The 26,510-nt window shown below is 73.0% G+C and carries 15 protein-coding genes and 1 pseudogene; 4 read left to right on the top strand and 12 right to left on the bottom strand.

The genetic code is table 11. The annotated features are described in order from the left end of the window. The 9 genes and pseudogenes from AC559T_RS33095 to AC559T_RS33055 form a co-directional block, all read right to left on the bottom strand. Positions 1–194 (bottom strand): annotated as a pseudogene (locus AC559T_RS33095) (N-acetylmuramoyl-L-alanine amidase); the annotation flags it as partial. Between the two features lie 647 nt (positions 195–841). Beyond that, a complete protein-coding gene (trxA, locus tag AC559T_RS33090; protein ID WP_071065006.1) occupies positions 842–1,168 on the bottom strand; it encodes a thioredoxin in 327 nt (108 codons plus the stop codon). Positions 1,169–1,264: 96 nt separating this feature from the next. After that, the gene (trxB, locus tag AC559T_RS33085) at positions 1,265–2,311 is read right to left on the bottom strand and encodes a thioredoxin-disulfide reductase (protein ID WP_498871183.1); all 1,047 of its coding nucleotides are present in this window, start codon (positions 2,309–2,311) and stop codon (positions 1,265–1,267) included. A gap of 179 nt (positions 2,312–2,490) precedes the next feature. Next, on the bottom strand, positions 2,491–4,083 hold the full coding sequence (locus AC559T_RS33080) for an anti-sigma factor family protein (RefSeq protein ID WP_498871182.1): 1,593 nt from the start codon (positions 4,081–4,083) through the stop codon (positions 2,491–2,493). Positions 4,084–4,089: 6 nt separating this feature from the next. Continuing rightward, on the bottom strand, positions 4,090–4,974 hold the full coding sequence (gene sigM / locus AC559T_RS33075; RefSeq protein WP_498871181.1) for an RNA polymerase sigma factor SigM: 885 nt from the start codon (positions 4,972–4,974) through the stop codon (positions 4,090–4,092). Between the two features lie 77 nt (positions 4,975–5,051). Next, positions 5,052–6,998: a protein kinase family protein gene (locus AC559T_RS33070; protein ID WP_498871180.1), complete on the bottom strand. Its 1,947-nt coding sequence runs from the start codon at positions 6,996–6,998 to the stop codon at positions 5,052–5,054. Between the two features lie 629 nt (positions 6,999–7,627). Then, on the bottom strand, positions 7,628–11,035 hold the full coding sequence (murJ, locus tag AC559T_RS33065; RefSeq protein WP_498871179.1) for a murein biosynthesis integral membrane protein MurJ: 3,408 nt from the start codon (positions 11,033–11,035) through the stop codon (positions 7,628–7,630). After that, the gene (locus tag AC559T_RS33060; protein WP_498871178.1) at positions 10,969–13,716 is read right to left on the bottom strand and encodes a DUF6049 family protein; all 2,748 of its coding nucleotides are present in this window, start codon (positions 13,714–13,716) and stop codon (positions 10,969–10,971) included. The genes murJ and AC559T_RS33060 overlap by 67 nt, the downstream gene beginning before the upstream one ends. Continuing rightward, the gene (locus tag AC559T_RS33055) at positions 13,713–14,138 is read right to left on the bottom strand and encodes an NUDIX hydrolase (RefSeq protein WP_112108075.1); all 426 of its coding nucleotides are present in this window, start codon (positions 14,136–14,138) and stop codon (positions 13,713–13,715) included. Before AC559T_RS33055 ends, AC559T_RS33060 begins: the two co-directional genes overlap by 4 nt. A gap of 252 nt (positions 14,139–14,390) precedes the next feature. Between AC559T_RS33055 and AC559T_RS33050 the strand changes: the two genes are divergently transcribed. Next, entirely contained in the window at positions 14,391–15,911 is a 1,521-nt protein-coding gene (locus AC559T_RS33050) for a CCA tRNA nucleotidyltransferase (protein WP_498871184.1), read from the top strand. 42 nt (positions 15,912–15,953) lie between these two features. On the opposite strand, the gene AC559T_RS33045 is transcribed toward AC559T_RS33050, so the two are convergent. Beyond that, complete coding sequence (locus AC559T_RS33045) at positions 15,954–17,378, bottom strand: MFS transporter (protein WP_498871177.1); 1,425 nt, start codon at positions 17,376–17,378, stop codon at positions 15,954–15,956. A 287-nt stretch (positions 17,379–17,665) separates the two neighbouring features. On the opposite strand from AC559T_RS33045, the gene AC559T_RS33040 reads away from it, so the two are divergent. After that, a complete protein-coding gene (locus AC559T_RS33040) occupies positions 17,666–19,432 on the top strand; it encodes a substrate-binding domain-containing protein (RefSeq protein WP_498871176.1) in 1,767 nt (588 codons plus the stop codon). 102 nt (positions 19,433–19,534) lie between these two features. On the opposite strand, the gene AC559T_RS33035 is transcribed toward AC559T_RS33040, so the two are convergent. Beyond that, on the bottom strand, positions 19,535–20,608 hold the full coding sequence (locus AC559T_RS33035) for an inositol-3-phosphate synthase (RefSeq protein ID WP_020464691.1): 1,074 nt from the start codon (positions 20,606–20,608) through the stop codon (positions 19,535–19,537). Between the two features lie 158 nt (positions 20,609–20,766). Next, positions 20,767–21,456: a PadR family transcriptional regulator gene (locus tag AC559T_RS33030; protein WP_071064997.1), complete on the bottom strand. Its 690-nt coding sequence runs from the start codon at positions 21,454–21,456 to the stop codon at positions 20,767–20,769. 484 nt (positions 21,457–21,940) lie between these two features. Here AC559T_RS33030 and AC559T_RS33025 point away from each other — a divergent pair, with 484 nt between their 5' ends. Next, positions 21,941–22,348, top strand: a complete 408-nt coding sequence (locus tag AC559T_RS33025; RefSeq protein WP_020464689.1) for a DUF5318 family protein — start codon at positions 21,941–21,943, stop codon at positions 22,346–22,348. 327 nt (positions 22,349–22,675) lie between these two features. Continuing rightward, positions 22,676–26,443 carry a transglycosylase domain-containing protein gene (locus tag AC559T_RS33020; protein WP_498871175.1) on the top strand — a complete coding sequence of 1,256 codons (3,768 nt, stop codon included), beginning with the start codon at positions 22,676–22,678 and terminating at the stop codon, positions 26,441–26,443. Positions 26,444–26,510: the final 67 nt, after the last annotated feature.

Below are 26,510 nucleotides of genomic sequence, written 5' to 3'. Positions count from 1 at the left end.
CGCCGGGCCGGCGCCGCCGGGAACGGCGGGAACGGGTCCGGACCCGTCGCGGTGGAGGTCCCGAGGGCACCCGGACCGGGGCCGTCAGCCGCATCGGTCTGGCGGGGTGCGACGGGAAGAAAACCCAGGTGGATGAAAGCTGCCCGGGCCTCCGCCACAGAGGGGTCACGGTCACCAAGACGCAGCAGCTTCACGAATGAGTACCTTTCGAGTCCGCGTTCATCGAGCCGTCGACCTGCGTCGGGCGGTTCCGCCGCCGAATCCCGGTCATCAGATTAGGCCATCGGTCCCGGGCAGTGAGGACGGCGATCCCCCTCGTCCGGCTTTCTGCCTCGGTGCACCGTGCTCCGGTCGGGCCCGGTCCGGACCTGAGGTCGGAGCCCGGGCTCGGTGGGGTGGCCGCCGAAGTGAACTGCCTGAGTCACTCCAGGCGCCGCCGGGCCGACTCACTTCGGCGTGAACCCCGCCTGGAGGTGGCCATCCCGGGGAAACGGTCGATGACTACCCGATGTGACCAAAGGTGACGTGTGCGGTGCAGGGGCCGCCCTGCGCCGCACATTCGATCATGTTTACGGCCCGCTCAGGGCCACTAGCGGCCGACGGTCCGGAAACATCCACCGGACGTGTGCTCCTGGCTACCGAAAGTTCCGAACAGTCGGACCCTGCGCGGCGCAGGCCGGTGCCGACTCCGCGGTGCCGGCGGAGACGGCGGTGCCGGCGGAGACGGCGGTGCCGGCGGAGACGAAGACGGCCCGCTCCGAGATCGGAGCGGGCCGTCAAGGTCGACCATGGCCGGCGGAGTGCGCTGGCCCGGCCCGGGCGGGGCCGGGCGCGGTCTGGATCAGATGTAGGACGACAGGTCGCGCAGCAGCGCGGCCTTCGGCTTCGCGCCGACGATGCTCTTGTCGATCTCGCCGTTGACGAAGACGGCCATCGTCGGGATCGACATGATCTGGTACTGCCGCGCGACCTCCGGGTTCTCGTCGATGTTGAGCTTGACGATCCGGAGCTTCTCGCCGTGCTCCTTGGCGATCTCCTCCAGTACCGGCGCGACCATCTTGCACGGGCCGCACCACTCGGCCCAGAAGTCGACGAGTACGGGCTTGTCGCTCTTGAGCACCTCGACGGCGAACGTGCCGTCCGTCACCGCGGGGGTGGAGCCTGCCATGGCGTTCTCCTCAGGGTTTGCGCTCTTGTGTCTTTGGACTGGTGGTTGACGGCTGTGCTGCGGCGGGGCTCCCGCCACAGCACAGGTTGGTCCGCGTCAGGTCGTCGCGGCGAGCTCCGGTGCCGATACCCGGGGCGCCTCGGCGGCGCTGTCAGCGGCGCCCTCCAGGCTGGCGATGTAGCGCTCGGCGTCGAGGGCGGCGGAGCACCCGGTGCCGGCCGCGGTGATCGCCTGGCGGTAGGTGTGGTCGACGACGTCACCGCAGGCGAACACACCCGCGATGTTGGTCTGGGTGGTCGGGTGGGCCACCTTGATGTAGCCCTCGCCGTCCAGCTCGAGCTGATCGTGGATCAGATCCGTGCGGGGGAGGTGGCCGATCGCCACGAACAGGCCGGTGATCGCCAGCTCGTCCGTCTTGTCGGTGACCGTGTCACGCAGCCGGACGCCGGTGACCTTGTCCTCGCCGAGGACCTCCTCGACCACGGCGTTCCACAGGAACCGGACCTTCGGGTTGGCGAACGCCCGCTCCTGCATGATCGCGCTGGCGCGCAGCTTGTCGCGCCGGTGCACGATCGTCACCGACTTCGCGAACCGGGTGAGGAAGGTCGCCTCCTCCAGCGCCGAGTCGCCGCCGCCGACGACCGCGATGTCCTGGTCCCGGAAGAAGAAGCCGTCACAGGTCGCGCAGGCTGACACGCCCCGGCCGAGCAGCCGGTCCTCGTGCTCGACGCCGAGCTTCTTGTAGGCCGAGCCGGTCGCGACGATGACCGAGCGGGCCAGGTAGGTCTCGTCGCCCACCTTGACCACTTTCGGATCCGCGGCCAGGTCGACCTCGGTGACGTCGTCCGCGATGAGCTCGGCGCCGAACCGCTCCGCCTGGGCGCGCAGGTTCTCCATGAGCTCCGGCCCCTGGATGCCCTCGGGGAAGCCCGGGAAGTTCTCCACCTCGGTCGTGGTCATCAGCGCGCCGCCCGCGGACACCGCGCCCTCGAAGACGACCGGCTTCAGGTTCGCCCGGGCGGTGTAGATCGCCGCGGTGTAGCCGGCCGGCCCCGACCCGATGATGACGACGTCCAGGACGCGCTCGCCGGAACGCTCCGCTCCGGCGGCCTGACCGGCCTGGTCCTTGCCCTGGGCTGTCACACCCACTCCCTTCACGACTGTCGTACGAGGCTTCGTCGACTCTGTCGATCGTTGGCCCCGCCGACGTGATGTCTGCCCCCATAACCGTCGCGGACCGCCGCTGATTCCACCGCTGGGTCACCGTGGCAAGGGGGGCGTGCCCGTCCGTACGTGTGTGCCGTCCTGTCGCCGACCACCGCCTACAGCGCGCGGGTCGTGTTCACGGTGTACAACACCGCGCCCGGCATCGGTACCACGCCGCAGCGTGCGTCGATCACGACGACCCGCGCGGCGGCGGGCTGGCCGGCGACCGAGAGCACCACCAGCAGCGCCCGTTGGCCGTCGAAACGCACCCGGTCGAGGGCCAGTACCGATCCGCCCGTCTGGGCGGTGAGGCTGTCGTAGCACATCCGCAGTTGTGGGGTGTCGATCACGCGGGCGAGCGTCTCCGGCGTCGTGGCGGACGCGGCCGACGGATCCGTTCCCGGCACCGTGGTGGACGCGCCGTCATCGGTGGCCTGTTCCTCGCCCGCGGCGGGCGGCACGGACGTCGCACCGGAAAGCGCAGGCAGGACGGACCAGGTGAGCATGGTCGTCGGGATCCGCCCGGTGAGCAGGCTCCGGCCGTGCACGACGATGTCGCCGGCCCGGACCGCCTCTCCCGAGTCGGCGACCATCGTGAAGGCCGCGGATGGCTCCTCGGGCGTTCCGCTGGCACTGGGGACGGCCGCGGCGGCGGCCGGTCCGGGAACCCGGGCGGCTTCCGGACCGGCCGTCTGGGAGGCCCCTGACAGCGCCGTGGGCGCGTCGTTGGCCGCGGTGGAGCTCGCGTCCCCGCCGCCCGCGGTCAGCCCGCGCAGGGTCAGCACAGCCGCGCCGAACGCCACCAGCGCGACGCAGGTCGCCGCGATCGAGACCCAGTCGCGGGCGACCCGGCCGCCGGCACCGGCGAGCCCGCCGCGCCGCCGCCCGCCGCCGTGCCGCGGGGGCCGCGGCGCCCCGGAGATCGGCGGCCTGCCCGGCTCCGTGCTCCCCCGTGTGGTGCCGTGTGCCGTGATGTCCGGCCCGGCGATGCCCTGCTCGGCGATGCCCGGTGCCGTCGTGTCTGGCGCCGTCGTGTCTGGCGCCCTGGTGCCCGGAGTCCTGGTGTCTGGTGCCGAGATGGTTGTTGGTTCGCCGATGCCTGGCCCGGCGGTCCCCTGCTCGGCGATGCCTGAGTCGCGGTCGGCCGCGTCGGGACCTGTGCCAGCGGTGCCTCGGCCTGCGTTGCCCGGAGTGCTCTTCCGTTCGAACTCGCCAGGGGCGACGAGGCCCGCGGCTGGCAGCGAGCCGACCCGCCCGAGGCGGCGGCGTGGCCGCGGCGGGCCGCCGACAGTTCCCGCGCGGGGACCGCGCCCCGACCGGGCGCTCTCCCGTGCCCGGGTGTCCGTGGCCGACCTGGCGGCCAGCGCGGCCTGGATGCGCTCGGCGACGTCGGCCGGCATCGTCATGCTCGCGAGGCGGGCGAGGTCGGCGCGCACCCGGCGCAGCGCCGTGAGCGCCTCCTGGCAGGTGGCACACGAGTGGACGTGGCGCTCGACCCGGGCGGCCGCGGGCTCGAGGGGGAACCCCTGATCCGAAGGGTCCGGCCGGGCGTCGAGGTAGGCGTCAAGCGCCTCCACGTCGGGATGCCCGCCGGTGGTGCGACCGTCGGTCATGCGCTGGGCGGCCGTGCCGGCCCGGGTACGCGGGCCACGGTCGCCGGGGCGCCAGCCCGGATCAGGGGCGTGGGCGCCGTGTTCGTCCGTCACCACCGCTGATCACCTCCTCCGGCGAGTCAGCCGCCCGGCCGTCGTGCCGGTCCGGTCGGCGGGTCCCGGGACGCCGGCCGCGCCCGGCATCTCGGCGGGTTCGGCGGCGGCGCCACGAGTGGTCGTGCCGGTGGGGTCGGTGCCGTCCGCATCCGCGCGGTCGGACCCCGCCTGCTCGACCGGCCGGTCGTCGACCAGTCGGTCGACCGGTTCGTCGGGACCGCCGGCCGATGTGTCGTACCGTCCCTCATCACAGACGGAAGGCGAGGCCGGCTGGTTCCCGGCGACGGGCCGCCGAGCCCGTTCGGGGGCAAGGTGCCCGAGCAGGACGGCGAGCCGCGCCCGGCCGCGCGCGCAGCGGCTCTTGACCGTCCCGACCGGTATGTCCAGCAGTTCGGCCACCTCGGCGACCGAGCGGCCCTCGACGTCCACGAGGACGACCGGGGTGCGCAGTGTGACCGGAAGCATGCCGAGCGCGGCGCCGATGTCCATCCGGGTGTCGTGCTCGGCGATGGCGTCCCGGGCGTCGGCCGGCTCGTAGGGGGCGCCGTCGGGGGCCGAGGGCATCGGCACCGTCGGGCGCACGGCGCGGCGGCGCAGCCGGTCGAGGGCGGCGTTGGTGACGATCCGGTGCAGCCAGGTGCCGACAGCCGCCTCACCCCGGAAGTCGGCGGCCCGCCGGTGCGCGGAGAGCATCGCCTCCTGGACGGCGTCCGCCGCCTCCTCGGTGTCCTGCAGCAGCGCGAACGCCACCGACCACAGCCGGTCGGCGTGCGCGCGGAACAGCTCGCCGAACGCCGCCGGGTCACCCGCCACGTGCCGGCGCAGCGCCGCGAGGTCGGCCTCGGGAGCCCGGCCGGAGGATCTGGCACCGGCCGCCGCGGGCGGGTTCACCGGCTACCCGGGACGGGCGGTCGCCGCCCGGGACCGGCGCGCATCGATCTCGACCCACCGCACATGATTCCGTCCGGTCAGCCCCGGAACTCGATCTCCGCGATCGATCCCTTCAAGGACGGAAGCTCGGTCAACCACAACACCCAGTACCGATGAGTCGGCTGCTCGGACGGCATGCTGATGCGGACCTCGCCCGTCTTGTTCTGCTGCGGCACATCGATGACCGAGTAGCCGTCGATGTTGTCCGAGAGTGAGTCGCCGGCCCGCAGCTCAAAGGTGATCGGACCTTCTCTCCCGACGGTGACGACAACTTCGCTCGGGGTTATCGGCTGGTTGAAGTCGAAGCGCAGTCCCACGCCCTTCTTCAGGCCACCGAGCTGCGGGCTCCGGTATCCGTCGGTCGTCCACTGGGTGTCCGAGTTCTCGTCGGTGGCGAGTGGGACGAGGTCCGGCTTCTCCGCCCCGTCACCGCCCGGGGGCGGGTCGAACGAGGTGACCGAACCGAAGGGGATCCGGTTGCCGGAGGGCACCACGGCCATCGAGGAAGGGCCGGTGTCCCCGCCCGGGCTGTCGCCGCCGTCGTCCTTCGGGCGCAGCGCGATCACGGCCACCACGGCGACGAGGGCGACGACCACCAGCAGCGCCACCCACGGCAGGACCCGGCGGACCGTGCCGCCGGCCGGCCCGCGCGCCGCGCCGCCCTGACGGTGCCCCCCGCCGGCCGGCGGGTAACGGTCGTCGTCGTACCGGCGCTGCTCGGGCGCCTCGCGCTGCGACGGGTAGCCGCCCCGGTCGCGGTCGTCGTAGGCGTCCCGGCCGCCGTAGCCGCGCTCGTTGTAGGAGGTCTGGTCGTAGGCGTCGCGGCCCAGGTAGGAGGTCTGGCCGTAGCCGCGGCGGTCGTAGTCGTCGCGGCCGCCGTAGCCGTTGCCGCCGGAGCTGTTCCCGCCGGCGTAGCCCTGCCCCGGGTAGTCGGAGGGGGCGGGGTAGTCGTCCGTGGCCGGGTTGTAGCCGTCGACCGACATCGCCTCGGTGCTCGCGGGGCCGTCGTCACCGAGACTCATCAGGCCGGTGTCGAGGACCTGGTCGACCGGGCTGACCGCCTCGAGCTCCGAGACCAGCTCGGCGGCGGTCGTGATCGGCGCGCCGGCCCGCTCGTCGCCGAGGGTCGCCAGGGTGATCGCGTCGAGATCGCGCGGGACGGCCGAGTTGATCTGCCGGGGGGTCCGCAGCCGGCCGTCGCTCGTCGGGGCGGCTGGCAGCGCGTGCTCGCCGAGCAGCGGCCAGGTGCCGGTCAGCCCGGCGTACAGCAGCCCGCCGAGGGCCCGGACGTCCGCCAGCTCGGCCGAGGGGGGTGCGTCGTCCTTCTCCGGGTCGGAGCCGATGGTGGGCTCCGCGCCCGTCGCCGCGCCGTCCAGCCCCGCGAGGACGCCGCCGATCTCCAGGTCGACGACCTTCACGGTGCCGTGGCCGGAGACGATCACATCGCCGGGGTTGAGCCCGCCGTGGTGGATGCCGCGGTCGTGCGCGGCGGCGAGGACGCGCGCCGCCGCCAGGACGATGGCCCCGGCCTGTTCGGGGCGCAGTGGCCCGTTGGTGGCGAGCTGGCGCAGGGTGCGCCCCTCCACCCACTCCGAGACGACATAGGAGACACGTGCCGTGCCAGTGGTCGTGGTCGTGGCGTCGTAGGTCGACGCGGCGCCCGGGTGGACCAGCCGCCCGGAGTTGATCGCCGCCTTCAGCAGGGCGCGGGCCGCGTCCTCCCGGACAGCCGGATCGATCTCCGCCGCGGCGTCAGGGTCGACGTGCTCGACGATCCGGACGGCCACCGGCCGGGCGAGCGTGTTGTCGTCACCCCGCCACAGGGTCACCGGGCCGCGGGTGTTCAGCGGCGCCAGGAGGCGGTAGCGGCGGTCGAGAACGGATTCGGCCAGCACGGCCGTGCTGGCCGGGCGCTCGCCCGGCGAGTCGGTGGTCACGTCGTTATCGACGTCCGCGCCCTGCGGTCGGTTGCTTCCGTCGACCACAGCGCCTCCGTCGTCCGCATACCCGCCGGCCGACCCGACGGCGGGTTGCCCCACCTCACCCGGGCAGGGGATCCGCCCAGCGTTCCGCCACTGCGAACGAACATCCCGGACACCCTCCGTCGCATCGGAACGCATCGTGTGACCAACGCGACGAGCTGGGTGCTGCGCCTGGTTCACCGGCGACGTTGGGCGGGGCCCGCGCACAGCGTGTTCAGTGTACGAGTCCGGCCCTGGCATCTCGCGGATGTCTCCGGACAAGCCAGCTTGGCACACCGGGGCGAACCATCCGCCTATGGACACGCCATGGACCCGGCATGCGATCGCGCGGAATCAGTGGTAACGCACCGATCTTCACCCCCAAACCTGATTGACGCCTCCAGAGGATCACTTTCTGTGCGTATCCGGGCTTGAGTGTGACAAAACTTTACCGAATGATTTTCTGGCGTTACTTAACGTCGCGTCGATGTGTTGCCGGTGGCATGGGTGTGGACGGGGTTCCGCTGTCGGCTCCGGGCGCCGTTCGCCGCGCCGGTGGGACCTTGGTGCCATCCCGGCAGGTAATCCGGGCGACGGAATCGAGACCATCGGCCCGCATGGGTGAGGCCGTGTCGGGAGGTGGCCCCGGCCCGTCAGCCGCGCCGGCCCGAGGACCCGCCGCGGCGACCTGGTGGCCCGCCTGGCCGACCGGAGGGCCCGCCGCGACCGCCGCGATCGCCACGCCCACCCGGGGGCCGGCCCCGCCCGCCGTCTCCCCGGCCGGCCGATCGCGGTGGCCGGGCCGAGGACGCCGAGGCCGCGCCAGTGCCAGTGCTGGCGCTGGCGCTGGCACCGGCGGGCTTCGTCCGGCGGCCGACGCCGAGGCGGCCACCGACGATGCGCATCAGGGCCGTCATCTCGTGCATCCCGGTGCGCACGGAGATCACGACGAAGACCAGGCCACCGACGACCAGCGCCAGCACCACCGCGATCCCGGAGCCGAGCCAGCCCTTGCCGAGCAGGTCGCGCAGGCCCTCCGCGATGACGCTGGCGAGGACCGCGCCCACGCCGGCCGTCACGCTCACCCGGGTCGTCACCCGCGCGATGCGGTTGCCGTCGATGCCGCGCAGGCGGCGCCGCAACAGGACCGTCGTCGCGACCAGGCCGATCAGGTAGGCCAGCGAGAAGGCCAGTGCCAGCGCGGCCGCCCGGTGCTTCTCGGCGACCACCTCCGACAGCACGAACGCGGCCAGGATGTTCGTGGCGACCACGCCGATGTTGACCAGAGCGGGCGTGCGGCTGTCCCGGTAGGCGTAGAAGGCCCGCAGCTGCACCTGGAACAGGGAGAACGGCACGAGCGCGATCGCGAAGGCGCTGAGGGTGTCGCCGATCGCCATCGCGTCGTCGTAGTCGACCGCCCCGTGGTTGAAGACCGTCACGGCGATCGGGCGTCCCAGCGCCAGCAGGAACAGCGCTGAGGGGATGATCGCGGTGACCGTCATCCGGGACGCGGTCGAGAGGTCCTCGCGCACCAGGTCCGCCTGCTCGTTGGCGGCGTGGCCGCTCATCCTGGGGAGCAGGGCGGTGATCACCGAGACGCCGATGATCGCGTACGGCAGCTGGAAGATCTGGTAGGCGTAGCTGTAGATCGAGTACGCGGTGGTCGACGTCGAGAGCCTGGAGATCATCAGGAAGCCGACCTGGCTGATCAGGACGTAGAGCAGCGTCCAGCCGGCCAGCCGGGACGCCGTGCGCAGCCCGGGGTGGCGCAGGTCGAGCCGTGGCCGGTACCGGAACCCCACGGCGCGCACCGAGGGCAGCAGCGCGATGGTCATCACGACCACGCCGAGCGTCGTGCCGCCCGCGAGCACGATCGTCTGGGCGTCGGTGATGCCGCCCAGGGTCGGCGGGCGCGGCCCGGGCAGGAAGATGAACACCACGCAGGTGGCGATCACCACCAGGTTGTTCAGCACCGGCGCGAACATGGGCGCGGCGAAGGACTGGCGGGTGTTGAGGATCGCCCCGAGCGTCGCGCCGACGCCGTAGAAGAGGATCTGCGGCATGAACCAGCGCAGCAGGTCCGCGCCCAGCGCGCGCTGCGCCGGCCCGGTGTTCAGGTAGAGGCCGATGATCTGGGGCGCGGCGAACATCCCCACCAGTACCGCCGCGCCCAGACCGAGCGCCATCAGCGTGATCAGGGACGAGGCGAAGCTGTCGCCCCCGTCCGGGTCCTCCTTGGACGCCTGCACCAGCACCGGCACGATGACGCTGGTCAGGATCCCGCCGAGCAGCAGGTCGTAGAGGATGTTCGGGGTCGTGTTGGCGACGGTGTAGGCCTGGCCGACGGCCCCGGTGCCGATCGCCGCGGCGATCGCGACCGTGCGCAGGAAGCCCGAGGCCCGCGAGGCGATGGTGCCGATCGCCATTGTCCCGCTGGCGCGGCCGAGCCCGCCCCGCTTCGCCGTGGCGGCGCCCCGCGCGGCGCCTGTGCCCTGCTTGCCCGCAGCCTGCTTGCCTGCGGCGGGTCTGCCTGTGCCCTGTTTGCCCGCAGCCGGCCTGCGTCCGGCTGGCCGGGCCCCCTCGGCCGCGGGGCGCCGGGTGGACGCCGGTGGCGGCGTCACGGGCGGCGCGAGCCGGCTGGTGCGATCGTCGGCGGCCATCTCGTCGAGCGGCTCGACCAGTGGCTCCACGTGTGGCCCGTCGAGCGGCTCGACCGGCGGCCGGGTCCGGCGCGCCGAACCGGCGCCGGCCCTCGGCGCCGCGCCGGGGGCCGGCGTGCGGGAACGCGACGACCACATCGCCGGCCCGCCCTCGGACGGCGGCGGCACCGCGGGCGCGCTCGGCAGCCGGCGGGTCTGCTCACCTGCCGGCGGACGTCCGCCCGCGGGACGCCTGCCGATCTCCGCGCCGCCCTCCTGGTAAGACTGGGGCGACATGCCCGCGTTCGGATCGGATCGGCGCGGCCCGGTCGGGTGCGGCGCGGCGTCATAGGGATCGTCGGGATCGTCGGGATCGGAGCGCCGCCGGCCGGGCACCGGCGGCGGGGTGTCCGGGTAGGCGGAGCCGGTGGGTACCCGGGCCGTGGCATGTGACCCGTCCGCGTACCAGACCGGTGGCTCGCCGCCGTGGTCCGGACGCTCCTCGTAGGTCGGCGGCTGCCCAGGCGTTCCGTACCGCGAGTCGTCGTACCGAGGTTCGCCGTGGCGGGAGTCGTCGTACCGAGCCTCGTCGCGCCCGTCGTACCGACGATCCCCGTACGGAGGTTCGTCGTGCCGAGGTCCGTCGTACTGAGGTTGGTCGTACGGCGGATCGTCGTACCGGGCGCGGGACCGGTCGTGCCGGGGGCCGCCGTCCCGCGGGTCCCACTCGTGGCGAGCAGGCTCGTACGGTGGCGGCCCGGGGGGCCGGTCCGACGGCGGTTCCTGATCGCCCCACGGCGCCGGCGGGTCCTGAGCGGGCCGGTTCACGTTCGGACGGTAGCGGGCCGGGTGCTCATCGGCATGAGGAAACGGCGAACCCGGCCGATGCGGCTCACCGGCGTCCGCGTACCGGTCGTCCGGGTACGGGCTGTCCCGGTACGGGCGGTCGTCGTACCCGCCGTCCCCGTATCGGCTCTCCGGGTTCGCCGGGTACCCACCGCCGTCGTACCGCCCGTCCGGCCGCGTGCCGCCCTCGTACCGCTCCTCTGGACGTCTGCCGTCGTGCCGGTCCTCCGGGTACCCGCCGGGGTAGCCGTTGTCGTAGCCGCCGTCCCGGCGCTGGTCGTGGACGTAGCTGTCGTCCGGGTAGCTTCCGCCCGCGTACCGGCCCCCGTCCTGGCCGCCCGCGTAGCCGCCGTCGGCGTACCGTTCGTCGGGATACCGCCTGTCCGGGTACCGGTCGTCTGGATAACGCTCGTCCGGATACCGGTCGTCCGGGTACCGGGGAGTGCCCTGGCCGTCCCGGGTGCCGTGGTGGTCGTCGTCAGGCGGCCATCGCGACTCGTCCGGCGGGGTCACCGGCCGTCCCGTCGCCGCGGCTGGGACGCGGATCCGGCCGGGGCCGCGGGACGCCCGGACCACGGCTCGGCCGTCCTGTCGCCGGGGCCACCGGTGGACGGGCCGTACGGCGAGCCGGTGGGCTCCCGGTACGCGGCGGGCGCGGGCAGTCCGTCGAAGTAGGGATCGTGCCCGAGGCCGGCCGGCGCGGGATCGTCGACGGGCCGCTCCGGCCAGCCGGGGCCGGCGGTCCCGGGGGGATCGAACGGCCCGGCGCCCGTGCCGGGGTGGTCGGGATCGCCGGCGCCCGAGGCCCCGTTCGCCCCGGCCGGGCCGAGGAGACCGGCGCCGGCCGGCGGGCCGGAGCCGTCGGGCGGCGCCGCGGCCGCCGCCGATCCGCCGCCGGAGCGCGCGCGGAGCTTGCGTAGCAGGCGGATCAGCACGGCCAGCATCAGCACGCCGATCGCGCCGATCGTGATCGCCGTGGCGATGGCCCCGTAGACCGTCGAGCGCACCAGCACCCGGGCGGCGGCGTCCGGGCCCAGGGCCTGCCCGTCGACGGTCTCGAGCCGGATGTCCACCGGGAAGGTGCCGGCGCTCTCCGCGTCCACCTCGATCTCGAACTGGTCCTTCTGGAGCGGTTCGAGCACCCTGGTGACCTCGGTGGCCGACACGAGCCGCCCCCGGTCGGTGGACGAGAGCTTCAGGACCACCGTGACATTCCAGTCGGCACCGTTCTCCAGCGTCACCGGGACGCGCCCGCGGCTGCTGGTGAGGTTCACGATCCGGGACGCGACGACCCGGATCTTCGACCGGTAGTCACCGACCTGCCCGTCCGCCTGCTGAGCCAGGGCGAACCCACCGAGGCGGTCGGTTCGCCACCACGCCGACAGTGCCGCGATCAGCGTGTTGCTCATCGGGTCGATCCTGTTTATCCGGCAGTCCAGCCAGAGCAGCTCGGTCATGGTGGTCGGCGGGCAGAAGGCGGCGCTCAGGACGGCCACCTCGCCGCGGATCTGCCCGACCCCTTTGACGTAGTCGACCGGGAGCTCCCGGCTCTGCGCGTCGGCGTTGTAGGTCAGGCCGGCGCGCTGCCTGGTGGCGTCGGGGGACGGCTCCTCGATGCCGACCGGCCTCGAATAGGCACTGTCGAGGTCACGGAGGATCACGTTGAGCCAGCCGGAGGGAGGTGCGAAGTCGCGCGGGAGGGCCAGCACCGCGGCCCGCTCGCTCGACTGCTCGGCAGTGATCATCGCCAGCTCGGCGCGGAACCGGGCGAGGGCCTGCTCCGGGAGCTCCCGGCCGTCGTAGCCGGCGACCGCCTCGGCCAGCCGGTGGTCCGCCGCCAGCACGCGCACCTGGCCGCTGGACGTCGGCAGGGTGACCGCCGCGGACGGGGTGTACCGGACGGACTGCGCCGCGGGCAGCAGCCGGTCGTCGACGATCACCGTGCCGGCGCCGTTGGCGCTGAGCACGTCGACGGTGCGCGGGTCGGCGATGCCCCCGGCGGGGTAGGCGATCGTGCCGCTCCTCGGGGTCTCGAGGCCCAGCAGCCCGGCGATGACGACCTGGCCGGTGTTCACCGAGTACTGCAGCGCGTCGAGCTGGTCGGCGCGGACGAGGGCCGGCAGGTCGGCGTCCCCGTAGGGCAGGGCGATGACCTTGCCGCCCCGCCGCGCGAAATCCTTGATCCGGTCGAGGAAGGCGCCCGCGTCGATGTCCGCGGGGGCGTCCCTTTCCCCGCCGGGTGAGGCGTACTTGTACGGCTTCTCCATGCGCCCCAGCGCCTGCACCAGCGTGGGGTCGACCGCGAGCGTGACCTGGGGCGGCGGTGCTCCGGGAAGGGCGGACTCGAACGGGTCGAGCAGCGCGTCGAGCCGGCCGCCGTCCCGGATCTCGTCCGCCAGGGTGTTGTCGGTGAGCAGGCCGTCCGAGCGCAGCCGGGGCTTGCTGGAGATGGGCAGGACGGTGACGACCGCCGTCCGCGTCGCCGCCTGCGGGGGCGAGACGACCATGAACGTCGTCGTCGACGCCACCGTGGCCCGGGCCCGCCCGCTGATCCGGCCGACGACGCTGATCCGCACCGGCCGCACGCTCACGGCCGACGAGCGGAACATCGGGGTGACGTCCGCCTGTGCCGCGAACTGGCCGGGGGTCGTCGCGGTGGGGCTGATGGTCAGTGGCCCGCTGCCGAGCAGTGAGTAACGAATCTGGGGGGGCGGGCCGCCGCTGGTCAGCTGGGCGAGCTCGCCCCGGGACCGCAGCGGGCCGCCCACCTCGAGGACGACACCGAGGTCGGTCGGCAGCACCGTCCCGCCCACGTCGACCGTGCCGGTCACCCGGAGCTGGGGGACGGCGGCGCTCGGGGTGACGAAGCTGGTGAGGCGGACCTCGATGGGAAGGCCCGTGGTCCCGTTCGTGGTCCCACCGGTGCTTGGTGTGGTCTGTTGAGCACCCGAAGTGCCGCTTGTGTCGGGGTTCGTCCGGGTTATCGGCTGGATGATCGCCGCGCTGTCCGGCGAGATTCCCACAGATGAGGCCGATCCTGTGGACAACTCTGTGGACAGTCCTGTGGAAACTGTGGATGAAGCCTGTGGATTGTGCGAATCGAACGTGGTGCTCGTGCTCGTGGTGACGGGCGCTCGTGCGCCGTCGGGCGGAGCCGCCGCCAGGCCCACCTCGGCCCCGGGCCAGACCAACGCGACGGTCCCGAGCAGCGCCGCGGCCGCCAGCCGGTGCCGGCGGAACGGGTTACGGCCGGTCACGAGGCGTCGGCGAGGATCGTCGGCACCCCGTCGAGCAGCCGTCGTTCGTCGGCGTACGCGAGCCGTCGCGCCACCTCGGACAGCGGGACCCACGCGACCTCCGCGACCTCGATGTCGTCGTCGGAGAGGTCGCCCGACGTCCGGAGCAGGAGGAAGTGGTGGACGGTCTTGTGCACGCGCGCCTCGCCGGCGACGAACCAGAAGTCGATCGTGCCCAGCGGGCCCAGAACCGCTCCGGTCACACCGGTCTCCTCGGCGACCTCTCGGACGGCGGCCTCCTCCGTGGTCTCATCGCGCTCGACATGACCCTTCGGCAGCGACCACAACAGCCGGCCACGCTTGTCCCTGCGGGCGATCAGCGCCGCGTTCGCGGCGGCCGACGCGGTGTCGAGCACGAGGCCCCCGGCCGAGGTCTCCTCCACCCTGCGCAACGGCCTGCGGCCGGGCGTCCTGGGCGGGGAGGGCATGGACTGATCGTACGAGCACCAGCCGAAACAGCCCCGTTGTGTGTCCCGCTCGTCCGGGAAAATCGCAGCAGAGGCCCGAGTGGGTACTTTCGTCCGTCGTGCGGGGGACCATACGACGATGGTCCCGCGTCGAGGGTGGCCGGACGCCTGCCAGATAGGCACGGCCACCAGCAACGGTCCGCGCGCCCGTAATCTGAACAGGTGGCTGTGATCAGTCTTGACAATCCCCGGGACTCGGCGGAGCAGGTGGTGAGCGACCTGCTCCGCGTGCCCGCGCCCGCCGACGAGCTTGGTCGGATCTTCGCCGACCACGGGCATACCCTCCATCTGGTCGGCGGCTCCGTCCGCGACGCGCTGCTAGGCCGGGCGGGTGACCCGAGCGACACGAGCGCGACCGGTGGCACGGGCGGGGGCGCGCCGGACCTCGACTTCACCACGGACGCCCGCCCCGAGCGCGTCCTGGAGATCACCCGGGGCTGGGCCGAGGCGACCTGGGACGCGGGCATCGCGTTCGGCACCGTCGGCCTGGCCCGCCGCGGGGTGCGCTTCGAGGTCACGACCTACCGCAGCGAGTCGTACGACCGGACGTCCCGCAACCCCGCCGTCACCTATGGTGAAGGCCTGCAGGAGGACCTCGTCCGCCGCGACTTCACCGTGAACGCGATGGCGGTCTCCGTCCCCGGGCACGACTTCGTCGACCTCTTCGGCGGGATGGCCGACCTGGCCCGCGGCGTGCTGCGCACCCCCGGCCCCCCGGAGGCGTCCTTCGACGACGACCCGCTGCGCATCCTGCGGGCCGCCCGGTTCGAGGCGGCCCTGGGCCTGACCCCGGTTCCCGAGCTGGTCGCGGCCATGCGCTCCCGGGCGTCCCGCATCTCGATCGTCTCCCCGGAGCGGGTGCGCGACGAGCTGCGCAAGCTGATCGCGAGCCGCGACCCGGTCGCCGGCCTGGAGCGGCTCGTCGAGGTCGGCGTCGCCGACCTGGTGCTCCCCGAGCTGGGCGCCATGCGGATGGAGATCGACGAGCACCACCAGCACAAGGACGTCTACGCGCACACGATGACCGTGCTGCGCCAGGCGATGGCGCTGGAGGACGACGGCCCCGACGAGATCCTGCGCTGGGCCGCGCTGCTGCACGACATCGGCAAGCCGCGCACCCGCCGGCACATCGCCGGCGGTGGGGTTTCCTTCCACCACCACGAGGTCGTGGGGCGGGACATGACACGCCGCCGCCTGGTGGCCCTGCGGTTCCCGAAGGACGTCGTCGACGCCATCTCCTCGCTGGTCTACCTGCATCTGCGCTTCCACGGGTACGGGTCCGGCGAGTGGACGGACGCCGCCGTCCGTCGCTACGTCCACGACGCCGGGCCGCAGCTCTCCCGGCTGCACAAGCTCGTCCGCTCGGACTGCACGACCCGCAACCGGCGCAAGGCGGAGAACCTGGCCCGCGCCTACCGGTCGCTCGAGGAGCGGATCGCCGACCTCGCCGCCCACGAGGAGATCGCGGCGATCCGGCCGGAGCTGTCCGGCGACGACATCATGGCCCTGCTGGGCCTGCCGCCGTCGCGGCTGGTCGGGCAGGCCCGGGCGTACATGCTCGACGTCCGCTTCGAGCGCGGTCTCCTGGGCCGCGAGGCCGCCGAGGCCGAGCTGTTCCGCTGGGCCCGGGAGAACGACATCGTCATCCCCGGCGAAACTCCCACCCCGGACGAGGCCCCCGACGCCTGACGCCAGCCCGGGGTTCGTACCAGCCCGGGGCTCGCTTCGGCGTCACCGGGCCGGGCCCGGCCCGGTGGCTGAGACCGGGCCCGCAGGTCGGCTTGGGCCCGAGGTCGGCCCCGGGCTCGGGCCCAAGGTCGGGCCGGGGGCGTCGGAGGAGGCGGGTGTGTCGGCGCGGGATTCGCCGACGCCGCGGATCACCCGGTCCTCGGGGTGGCGCATGGCGGCCCGGTAGTAGAGGAGGCCCGCCAGGCTGTAGCCGATGCCTGCGGCGATGATGGTCGGCGAGGACCTCCCGTCCTCCGGAACCACCACCGCGGCGACCGCGGCCGCGGCCACGAAGGCCACGTTGAACAGCAGGTCGTAGAGGGAGAACGCCCGCCCCCGGTAGGCGTCGTGGGTCTCCTCCTGCACGATCGTGTCGACGCAGATCTTGCTCGCCTGCGCGGAGAAACCGAGGAGCAACCCGGCGGCGACGTACAGCGGGGAGAGGTACGGCAGCCCCAGGACCACCTCGACGACTCCGCCCGCGCCGAGGACGATCGCGATCCAGGTGGCCTTCGGCATCCGCCGGGTCACCCGGGGGGTGACGACGGCGGCGAGGATCGTCCCCGCGCCGCTCGCCGCGACCACCGCCGCGAGCCCGGCCAGCCCCCCGCCGGGCCCGGTGAAGTGGTTGCGGTACAGCAGTACCGTCATGACGAGCACCAGCCCGTAGGCGGCGCGGGACGTCGTCAGCGCGGCGAGCGCGCGCCGGGCGGGGCCGTGGTTCCACAGGTAGCGGACGCCGTCCACCATGTCGGCGACAACGTGCCGGGCCTGCGACCAGGCACCCTGCCAGGGCATCGTCTCGACCGGGCCGAAGGCGAGGCGGGCGGGGCGTGCCGCGGTGACGGCGGCGACGATGTAGGCGAGGGCCGCCAGGCCCGCCACCAGCGCGACGGCCCGGTCATCGCCGTCGGTGAGGCCGCGCAGCCCGCTGCCGACACCGGCCCCGACCAGGGTGGCGACAGTTCCGGAGGTGACTGACAGGGCGTTGGCCGTCACGAGCCGGTCGACGTTGACGACCATCGGGAGGCCTGCGGACAGCGCTGCCAGGACGAACCTGTTCACGCTCACCGAGGCCAGCGCCGTCGCGTAGAAGTCGGCGCCGGTACGCCCGCCGAGGATCAGGCCGACGAGCACGATCATCAGCAGCGTGCGGACCACAGAGGAGACAACGAGTACCCGCTGGCGGGAGACCCGGTCCAGCACGATGCCGGCGAACGGCCCGATGACGCTGAACGGCAGCACGACCACGGCGAGAGACGCGGCCAGTGCCCCGGCGGACGTCGCGCGCTCCGGGGAGAACAGCACATAGCTGACGAGGCTCGCCTGGAACACGCCGTCGGCGGCCTGTGACGTCAGGCGGCACGCGTAGAGCTGCCGGAACGCGCGACCGCCGAGCAGCGCGCGCAGGTTGCCGGTCCAGGCCACGACGGCCAGCCTACGGAGCCGGCGGACGCCCCGGGTCGCCGGGCGGCATGACGGATCACTCTGCGAGCACAGCGGACGGCGACGATCCCTATGGCCGGACGGCACACGAACAGCGATGTGACGTCGAATCAATGCAGAGACTTCGGTTGTCCCATCCGGCGCAGACCTCGACACGTTTGGTTACGGTCGCGGTCCAGACTTCGGTTGTTCCGGGAGGTCCCGGTCTGATGCCTGGTGCCCGCCACCGCCACCGCCGTTCGGGCCCCTCGTTACGGGGGGTCGCGGCGGTGGCTGCGGTACCCCTCATGGTCGGTGCCCTGACCTGCGGATGGCTCGTCCTGCGCGGAGGGGCCGGCCCCGTTCGCTGCGATCGCACGATCGCCCTCGGGGTCACCACCTCGCCGAGCCTGGCCACGGCGTTGAGCGCGGCCGCCGCGGCCTACGGCAGCGGGAAGCCGACGGTGTCCGGGTACTGCGTGTCCGTCCGGGTGGACACGGCGGGCGGTGGCCAGGTCGCCTCCTACATGAGAGGCGGCTGGACGGACCCGACGGCCGGTCCGATCCCGGACGTCTGGGTGCCGGACTCCACGGACTGGCTCACGCTGGCGCGGACCACCGAGCCGGCCAACCGGCTGCTGGTGGACACCGGCACCGTTATCGCCACCTCACCGGTCGTCATCGCGATGCCCCGCCCGATGGCCGAGGTGTTCGGCTGGCCGCGCCGCGAGCTCTCCTGGGCCGACCTGCGCAAGCTCGGTGGCGACGAGGGCTACTGGGGGTCACGGGGACGGTCGGCCTGGGGCGGTTTCACCGTCGGGCTGCCCGACCCCCGGGTGTCGACTGCCGGGATGACCGCGCTGGCCGACGCCGTGGCCGCCGCGCTGAAGACCCCGGTCGAGCGGCTCACCGAGGACATGTTCACCGACGGCCTCGAGGCCAAGGGCGCCCTCCTGGATCTGGAGCGCTCGTCGGCGCTGGTAGCCGCCTCCGACACCGACCTGCTCACGGCCGTCCGCGCGGCGGACCTCGAGGACCCCGCGGCGACCCGGCTCACCGCGTTCCCGCTTCAGGAGAGTCTCGTATACCAGTACAACCGCCGGGTGGGCATCGGCGCCGCGCTGCCGGACGGCCGCGGACCGGAGCTGGCCGCCTTCTACCCGCGGGACGGCACCGAGCTCGACGAGATCCGGTACACCGTGCTGAGCCGGGCGTCGGACGACCCGGTGAAGGCCGAGGTGGCGCGGGACTTCCTGCGGACGCTGACGTCCGGGCCGGGGCGGGTCGCCCTGCTCGGGAACGGCCTGCGCCCCCCGGACGGCATCGCCGACTCGTTCACCGCCCGGACGGGGCTCACCCCGCGGCCGCGGATGACGCCCGAACGCACCCTGGACGCGACGGTGCTGACCGCGCTCCAGGGGAGCTTCGCAGGCGTCCATCAGCGCGGGAACACCCTCGCCGTGCTGGACACCTCGGGCTCCATGAACGAGGAGGTGCCGGGCAGTGCGGGCCGTAGCCGGCTGTCGGTGGCGCTCGACGCGGCGAAGTCCGCCATCCCGCTGTTCGCCGAAGACAGCAATCTCGGGCTGTGGCAGTTCTCCACCCGGCTGCGCGGCGACCAGGACTGGGAGGAGCTCGTGCCGCTCGGGCCGATGGGCGAGCGGCTGGGCGCCGGCACGCGCTCGCAGGTGGTGATGGACGCGGTGAACCGGATCGAGCCGCGCGGCGACACCGGGCTCTACGACACGGCCCTCGCCGCGTTCCGCTACATGAACCAGCACTACGTGCCGGGCCGGCCCAACCAGGTCGTGCTGCTGACCGACGGGAAGAACTCCGATCCCGGCAGCATCGCGCTCGACGAGCTGGTGCGGATCCTGCGCCGGGAGTACTCGCCCCAGCGGCCCGTCCAGGTGATCACGATCGGCTACGGCGCCGACACGGATCTCGCCGCGCTGTCGCGGATCTCGGCCGCGACCGGAGCCGAGACGTATCCCGCGCTGGACCCGAACACCATCTTCGAGGTCCTCGTCGACGCGCTGACCGAGGTTCCCGGCTGACCCGCGCATGCCCGTAGCCCGGTCGTCCCCCTCCGGACGACCGGGCTACCTGGCAGATCGTGGGTGCCGCTGGTGGTGCTGGTGCCGCTGGTGGTGCGGAGGTCAGCCCTCGTCGCGGATGAACGCCTCGACCTTGTCGCGGGCCTCGTTGTCGCGGTACTGCTCCGGCGGCGACTTCATGAAGTACGACGACGCGGAGAGGATCGGCCCGCCGACGCCGCGGTCCAGCGCGATCTTCGCGCAGCGGACGGCGTCGATGACCACACCGGCGCTGTTGGGGGAGTCCCAGACCTCGAGCTTGTACTCCAGGTTCAGCGGGACGTCACCGAACGCGCGGCCCTCGAGCCGGACGTAGGCCCACTTGCGGTCGTCGAGCCAGGCGACGTAGTCGGACGGGCCGATGTGCACGTTGTCCTTGCCCAGGTCGTGGGAGACCTGGGAGGTGACGGCCTGGGTCTTGGAGATCTTCTTCGACTCCAGCCGATCCCGCTCGAGCATGTTCTTGAAGTCCATGTTGCCGCCGACGTTGAGCTGCATCGTGCGGTCGAGGACGACGCCGCGGTCCTCGAACAGCTTCGCCATGACCCGGTGGGTGATGGTGGCGCCGACCTGCGACTTGATGTCGTCGCCGACGATCGGCACGCCCGCCGCGCGGAACTTCTCGGCCCACTCGGGGACACCGGCGATGAAGACCGGCAGGCAGTTGATGAACCCGACGCCCGCGTCGATGGCGCACTGGGCGTAGAACTTCGCGGCGTCCTCGGACCCGACCGGCAGGTAGCAGACGAGCACGTCGGCGCGGGTCTCACGCAGGGTGGCGACGACGTCGACCGGGGTCTCGTCCGACTCGTCGATCGTCTCGCGGTAGTAGCGGCCGAGGCCGTCGAGGGTGTGCCCGCGGGCCACGGTCACGCCCAGCGGCGGGACGTCCGCGATCTTGATGGTGTTGTTCTCGCTGGCCACGATGGCCTCGGAGAGGTCACGGCCCACCTTCTTCGCGTCCACGTCGAACGCCGCGACGAAGGTCAGGTCGGAGACATGGTAGTCACCGAGCGTGACGTGCATCAGGCCTGGGACCTGGGCCGCGGGGTCGGCGTCGCGGTAGTACTCGACCCCTTGGACGAGAGATGCGGCGCAGTTGCCCACGCCCACGATGGCGACACGTACCGAACCCATGACGGATGCGCTCCTTAAGCTGGTGGGGGATGCTGGTGTTTCCCGCGAGGAGCGGGATCGGCCGGTGCTGACCGGGACACCGGCTTGGTGCCGACGCCACGCGGTACCGCCGCCGGGTGGGCGTGTGCCGCCCCGCCGCCGGTCCGCCCGGTCGCCTGCTAGCTGTCGGGGGACGGAACGGCGCCGCCGGAGCCCTCGTCACCGTGCTCCGGGCCGCCCACCGCCTCGTCCCGTCCCGCGTCAGCTGTGGACGAACCTGTGGACAACTCTGTGGATGATGTGGACAACACCTCGCGCGTCGAGACCCCGCGTGTCGAGCCGGGCGCCTGTGCCCGTTCGGTCTCGATCAGCTCGCTGAGCCACCTGACCTCGCGCTCGACCGACTCGAGGCCGTGCTTTTGCAGCTCGAGGGTGTAGGAGTCCAGCCGCTTCTGAGTGCGGGACAACGCCGAGCGCACCTTCTCCCCACGCTCCTCGAGCCGGCCGCGCCGCCCCTCGAGGATCCGCAGCCGCACCGCCGCGTCGGTCTTGGAGAAGAAGGCGAAGCGGACGCCGAACATCTCGTCCTCCCAGGAGGACGGCCCACCTTCGCCCAGCAGTTCCGCGAGCTTTTCCTTGCCCTCGCCAGTGAGGGTGTAGACGACCCGGCTGCGGCCACCGAGGCGGCCGGCCGCGCCGACGTCGTCCGCCGTCACGTACCCCGAGGCCTGCAGGCGGCGCAGGCACGGGTACAGCGACCCGTAGCTGAAGCGGTGGAAGGAGCCGAGAACGGCGGAGAGCCGCTTGCGCAGCTCATAGCCGTGCATCGGGCTCTCCGACAGGAGCGCGAGCACCGCCAGCTCCAACATGCGCGCTCTCCTCTCGCACCGGGCCGCCTCCCGCCGCCGCCGGACGGCCGGGTGTATCGGCGGACTGTATCGCTTGGTTCTCTCGCCCCGACATATCGAGGCGATACATCGAGGATAGACGCGCCGGTACTACTACGGCAACTAGGGATGGCCGACCGGCGACCGGTTGATGACGGACGGGCGTGGACAACCGCGCGCGGACAGCCGGGCCAGCGCGCGGACAGCCGGGCCAGCGCGTGCGGACGAGGTACCGGGGCGGTGATCCGGCGTGCCTACACGTCGCTTCGACGGGCCGGAGCGGCGGCCGGACCGGTCGGCGGGACGCGCTGGCGTGGCCGTCGAACCGGCAGGCGGAACGGGTTGGCAGGAGCCGGGAACCGTCCACTGGTGCACCGGCTTTCACCAGTACGAACGGCCCAATCGGCTTGTCACCTTCTGTCGGTACCGTCTGCCCGGGACGCGGCGTCGGCGTACCGTGGATGCCATGCGTCCACGGTCGGTCATCGACTACGCGCTCGCCCGCCGGGCGACGCTGGGCGACCTGTTCGCGGGGCGGATCTCCTCACTGGACGTGTGCGATGCGCACCCTTATCTGATCCGTGCGGCGAAGTACCACGGAGAGCCCACGAAGAAGCGGTGCCCGGTCTGTCGCGGGGCCGATCCGCTGATCAACGTCACCTATACCTACGGTGACGAGCTCGGCCCGAGCTCCGGCCGGGTCCGGGCCACCAAGGAGCTTCCCGGGCTGGCCTCCCGGTACAGCGAGCTGAATGTGTACGTCGTCGAGGTGTGCCCGCCCTGCGGCTGGAACCACCTGATCACGTCCTATGTGATCGGTACCGGCGAGCCGCCGGCGAAGAAGCAGCCGCGCCGCCGCGCCGCCGACACCTAGGCCCGGTCGGGGCGGTCCGGCGGCGTTCGGCGAGGGGTACGGGTAACCCGGCCGAATACCCGGTGTGAGCGGCGAGTCCTCCTCGGCCTTTCTGTCCGCGCCCTGTTGGCACAGCGCCGGGCCGTGGTGTGCCGAGAGTGCGCGCCATCCCCACTTCAGTGCCCTGCCGCAAGGGCCCCGATCTGGCGTGAGATTCTGGTCTGCCATGTGGGCTTCCACGTGGGTGCGGCCGCCTTCGGCGTGCTGTACCGGAATCTGGGGGCGCTGGCCGGACTATGGCATCGGCACGGTGACCGGGGGGATTCACGGCAACGGACGGGGTAGTGGGTGAGTACTCCCTATGACCAGGGCGCGCGGACGGTAGGACCTCGTGCCGGCGACGGGCGGGTTCCGCCCGGCCGCGCCGTGCCAGGTCCGGGCGGCGGGAGGCCGGCCCCAGATGGCCGGCCGGCCGGAGCGGGTTCGCCCGGTGGGCCGCTCGCCGGCAGTGGCGCGGCCGGTGGGAGCACCGCCCCCGACCAGGACGCCGGCGGCTGGACCCCGGACCGCGGCGCCGCCGCGCGCCGCCGCGCGGCCACGACCCGCTCCGACGCGGACGGTGCGTCCGGTACGACCGGCCGCCGGGCGGCTGATCGGGGCGCCGGGCGTCCGCCGGGCCCGCGAGGTGCTTCCGGCGGTACGAGCGGTACCAGCGGTATGGGTGGTACCGGCGGCGCTGATCGGTCCGGGCCCGCCGAGACGGGGCGGTCCGCCGCGGGCGGCCCGGCCACCGGGCGAACCGGGGCCGGCCGGGCAGCCGGCGTCTCCGACCGCACCGGTTCGGGCCGGGGCGCACCCGAGCGCGGCGCCCCGGATCGCGGTCTCTCCGATCGTGGTTCCGCGGGGCGCGAGGTCTCGGGCCGCGGTGTCTCCGATCGTGGTGTCTCCGATCGTGGTGCCGCCAGCCGTGGTGTCTCCGATCGTGGTGGCTCGGGCCGTCCCGGCGCCGGGCCCGTGGAGCCGGGCCGCACCGGATCCGACCGCCTTCCCGCCACCCGCGGTGACTCGGCCCGCATTGACGCTGCCCGCGGTGAGGCGACCCGCGGGGACTCCACCCGCGGCGCCACCCGCGGCGCCACCCGCGGTGATTCAGCCGGCGGTGGCTTCCCACGCGGCGATGCCCGCGGCGATGCCCGGGGCGACGCCCGGGGTGAGCTCGCTCGCGGCGACTCCGGCCGGGGTGCCGTCGGCCCCGGCCGCGGTGCCCCGGGCCAGCGCGAACCCGGGCGTGGCGAGCCTCGGCCCGGTGGCCCGGAGGGCCGTGGCCGGGCCGCGGCCCCGGACGCCGACCCGGCGGCCACCCGGACCCAGCGGCGGGCGGGCGGGCGCCCGCCCCGTCCCGTGGCGGGCCGGGCGGCCGCTGACCGGGCCGCGGCCCGGTCAGCGGCCGGAGTCGGCGCCGCCGAGGCGACCGGCCGGGACGGCCGGCTGACCGGCGCCACCACCCGGCTGCGGGCGTACCGCCCGGGCGGCGGGCGCGGGGCCGGGCCGGAGGAGCCCGCCGGCCGCACGAACGCCCTGTACGACACGGTCGACCAGGCTGCGCTGCGCCGCGTCGACGTACGCGAGCGCACCGCCGACGCGACCGTCTACCACAAGGTGGCGCCCGGCGACGGGCTCGACTCCTTCGGTGACGGGGACCGCACGGGCCTGCTCGACCGCACCGGCGGCGCGTCGCGCTCGGCCGGTACCCGGCTGGACGCGCTGGAGGGCGGCCGGCCCGGTGCAGGCCGCACCGGTGCAGGCCGCCGGCCGGGTGGGCCGACCCGGCCAAGTGACCGGGAGCGGGGCAGGCGGCCCGGCGCGGGCGAGACCTCCGCAGCGCATGCGACCGGCGGTCGCGCGGGCGGCCGGGGCCGCGTCCGGCCGAACGCGGGCAAGCGTGGCCCCAGATGGTGGCGGAACCGGCCGCGATGGCTGCGCCGCCTGGTGCTCATCGGGATGACGTCCGGCGCGTTTCTGTTCGTCGCGGGCATCGCGGTGATCTACGCGGCGACCCGGGTGCCGCTGCCCGACGAGGTGAAGACCGACCAGACGTCGATCATCTCGTGGGCCGGCGCGGACGGAAAGCCCGGCGGCGAGCTCGCCCGAATCGGCGACGTGAACCGCACGGACGTCCCGCTCTCGCAGGTGTCGAAGGACGTCCAGCACGCCGTGCTGGCCGCCGAGAACGAGAACTTCTACAACGAGCCGGGTATCTCCCCGCGCGGTATCGCGCGGGCGCTGTGGGTGAACCTCAGCGGTGGTGAGATCGCCCAGGGTGGATCGACCATCACCCAGCAGTACGCGAAGAACGCCTATCTCACCCAGGAACGCACGTTCACCCGGAAGATGCGGGAGATCGTGCTCGCCATCAAGCTCGACCAGAAGTACTCCAAGGACCAGATCCTGGAGTTCTACCTGAACACGATCTATTTCGGGCGCCAGTCGTACGGCATCGAGGCGGCGGCGAAGACCTACTTCGGCAAGCCGGCCGCGGAGCTGACGGCGGGTGAGGGCGCGGTCATCGGGGGGCTCATCAGATCCCCGAACTATCTGGACCCGTTGGAGCATCCGGGGCCGGCCGAGGCCCGCTGGAAGGACGTCGTGGCGACGATGGTCGCCAAGGGCTGGGCGCCGGCGTCGCTGGCGACCGAGAAACCGCCGACGGTGCTGCCCTGGAACCAGAACACCAACAACTCCTCGGACCAGGTCCAGTACATCAAGCTCCAGGTCAAGAAGGAGCTGGACGCCGCCGGCATCACCGAGGACCAGATCAACCGCGGTGGGCTGCGTATCACCACGACCCTCGACCTGAACCGGCAGACCGCTGCTTTCCAGGCGGTGACCAGCCAGATCTCGGACGCGTATGCGGCCGTACCCGACCTGCGCACGGGGCTGGTGGCGATAAAACCGGGAACCGGTGAGGTGCTCGCCTGGTACGGGGGCTCCCTGTACGGCAAGGGCACGAACGGCCAGGAGCAGTACTTGGACAACGTCTCTGGCGCGGCGGTGCCACCCGGGTCGACGTTCAAGACGATCACCCTGGTAGCCGCGCTGGAGAACAACATCAGTCTCCGGTCGACGTACGAGGCTCCGTCACAGATCACCCTGGAAGGCGGCTACGTGGTCAACAACGACGAGAGCGAACCCGGCCACCTGGGCTGGCCCGACCTCGTCGAGGCGACCGCGGAGTCGATCAACACCGTGTACGTTCCGCTGGGCAACGACATCGGCGTCAACAAGATCATCCAGACGGCCCGCGACATGGGCGTTGACGCCGATCTCGACGACGTCGCCGGTGTCACCCTCGGCCAGGACAGCGTGACCGCGCTCGACATGGTCGAGGTCTACGGCACGCTGGCCAGCGGTGGCTACCGGGCCACCCCGCACATCGTCGCCAAGGTCGAGGACAACTCGGGCCGCATCATCATGGACGGCGCGACCATCAACGGGAAGCCAGTTGTCGACAAGGAGCCGACCGTTCCGCCGTCCGTGGCGCGGGACGCGACCTTCGCGCTGGAGAGCGTGATCGACCACGGCACCGGCAAGAGCGCCCGGCTGGCGAACAACCGGCCGGCGGCGGGGAAGACGGGCACCACCGACGACTTCCGGTCCGCCTGGTTCTGCGGGTACACGCCGGAGATCTCCTCCTGCGTGAACATGTTCCGCGGCAAGGGCGAGGTCTCCGACCAGCTCCGGGGCATCCCCGGCGCCGAGCGGGGTGTGTACGGAGGCACCTACCCGGCGCAGATCTGGAAGGCCTTCATGGACGCGGCGCTGCAGGGCATCGCGCCGAAGCCGTTCGACCCCCCCGCCTACGGCGGCATCGTCACCCAGCGCAGCCCCGCGCCGGCGCCGACCCCGTCCGACCTGCCCACGCAGCCGCCGGTCGCGGGGACCGACGACTGGGACATCTTCGGCGACGACCAGAACGACAACGGCCAGAACGACGGCGGGCAGGCCGGCCAGACGGGTCAGACCGGTCAGACGGGGCAGCAGCCACGTCCGAGACAGACCCGTCCACCCACCGGCGGCGGTGGCGGCGGGATCGTGGTCAATCCGTTCAACAACTGAGCGAGCCGAGAACTGAGCAGCGGCGCGGGGGGCCCCGGGCCCCCCCGGGGGGTGTGGGGGGGGGGGC

This window comes from Frankia sp. Hr75.2 (assembly GCF_949319125.1).
GTDB classification, from domain to species: domain Bacteria; phylum Actinomycetota; class Actinomycetes; order Frankiales; family Frankiaceae; genus Parafrankia; species Parafrankia soli.
Note: the sequence above shows the minus strand (reverse complement) of the source record. Positions and strands in the feature narration are given on the sequence as shown.

Excerpts from the sequence above, each read along its gene's own strand:
- trxA (WP_071065006.1), bottom strand. The coding sequence starts at position 1,168 with ATGGCAGGCTCCACCCCCGCGGTGACGGACGGCACGTTCGCCGTCGAG.
- AC559T_RS33035 (WP_020464691.1), bottom strand. The coding sequence starts at position 20,608 with ATGGGTTCGGTACGTGTCGCCATCGTGGGCGTGGGCAACTGCGCCGCA.
- AC559T_RS33030 (WP_071064997.1), bottom strand. The coding sequence starts at position 21,456 with ATGTTGGAGCTGGCGGTGCTCGCGCTCCTGTCGGAGAGCCCGATGCAC.
- AC559T_RS33025 (WP_020464689.1), top strand. The coding sequence starts at position 21,941 with ATGCGTCCACGGTCGGTCATCGACTACGCGCTCGCCCGCCGGGCGACG.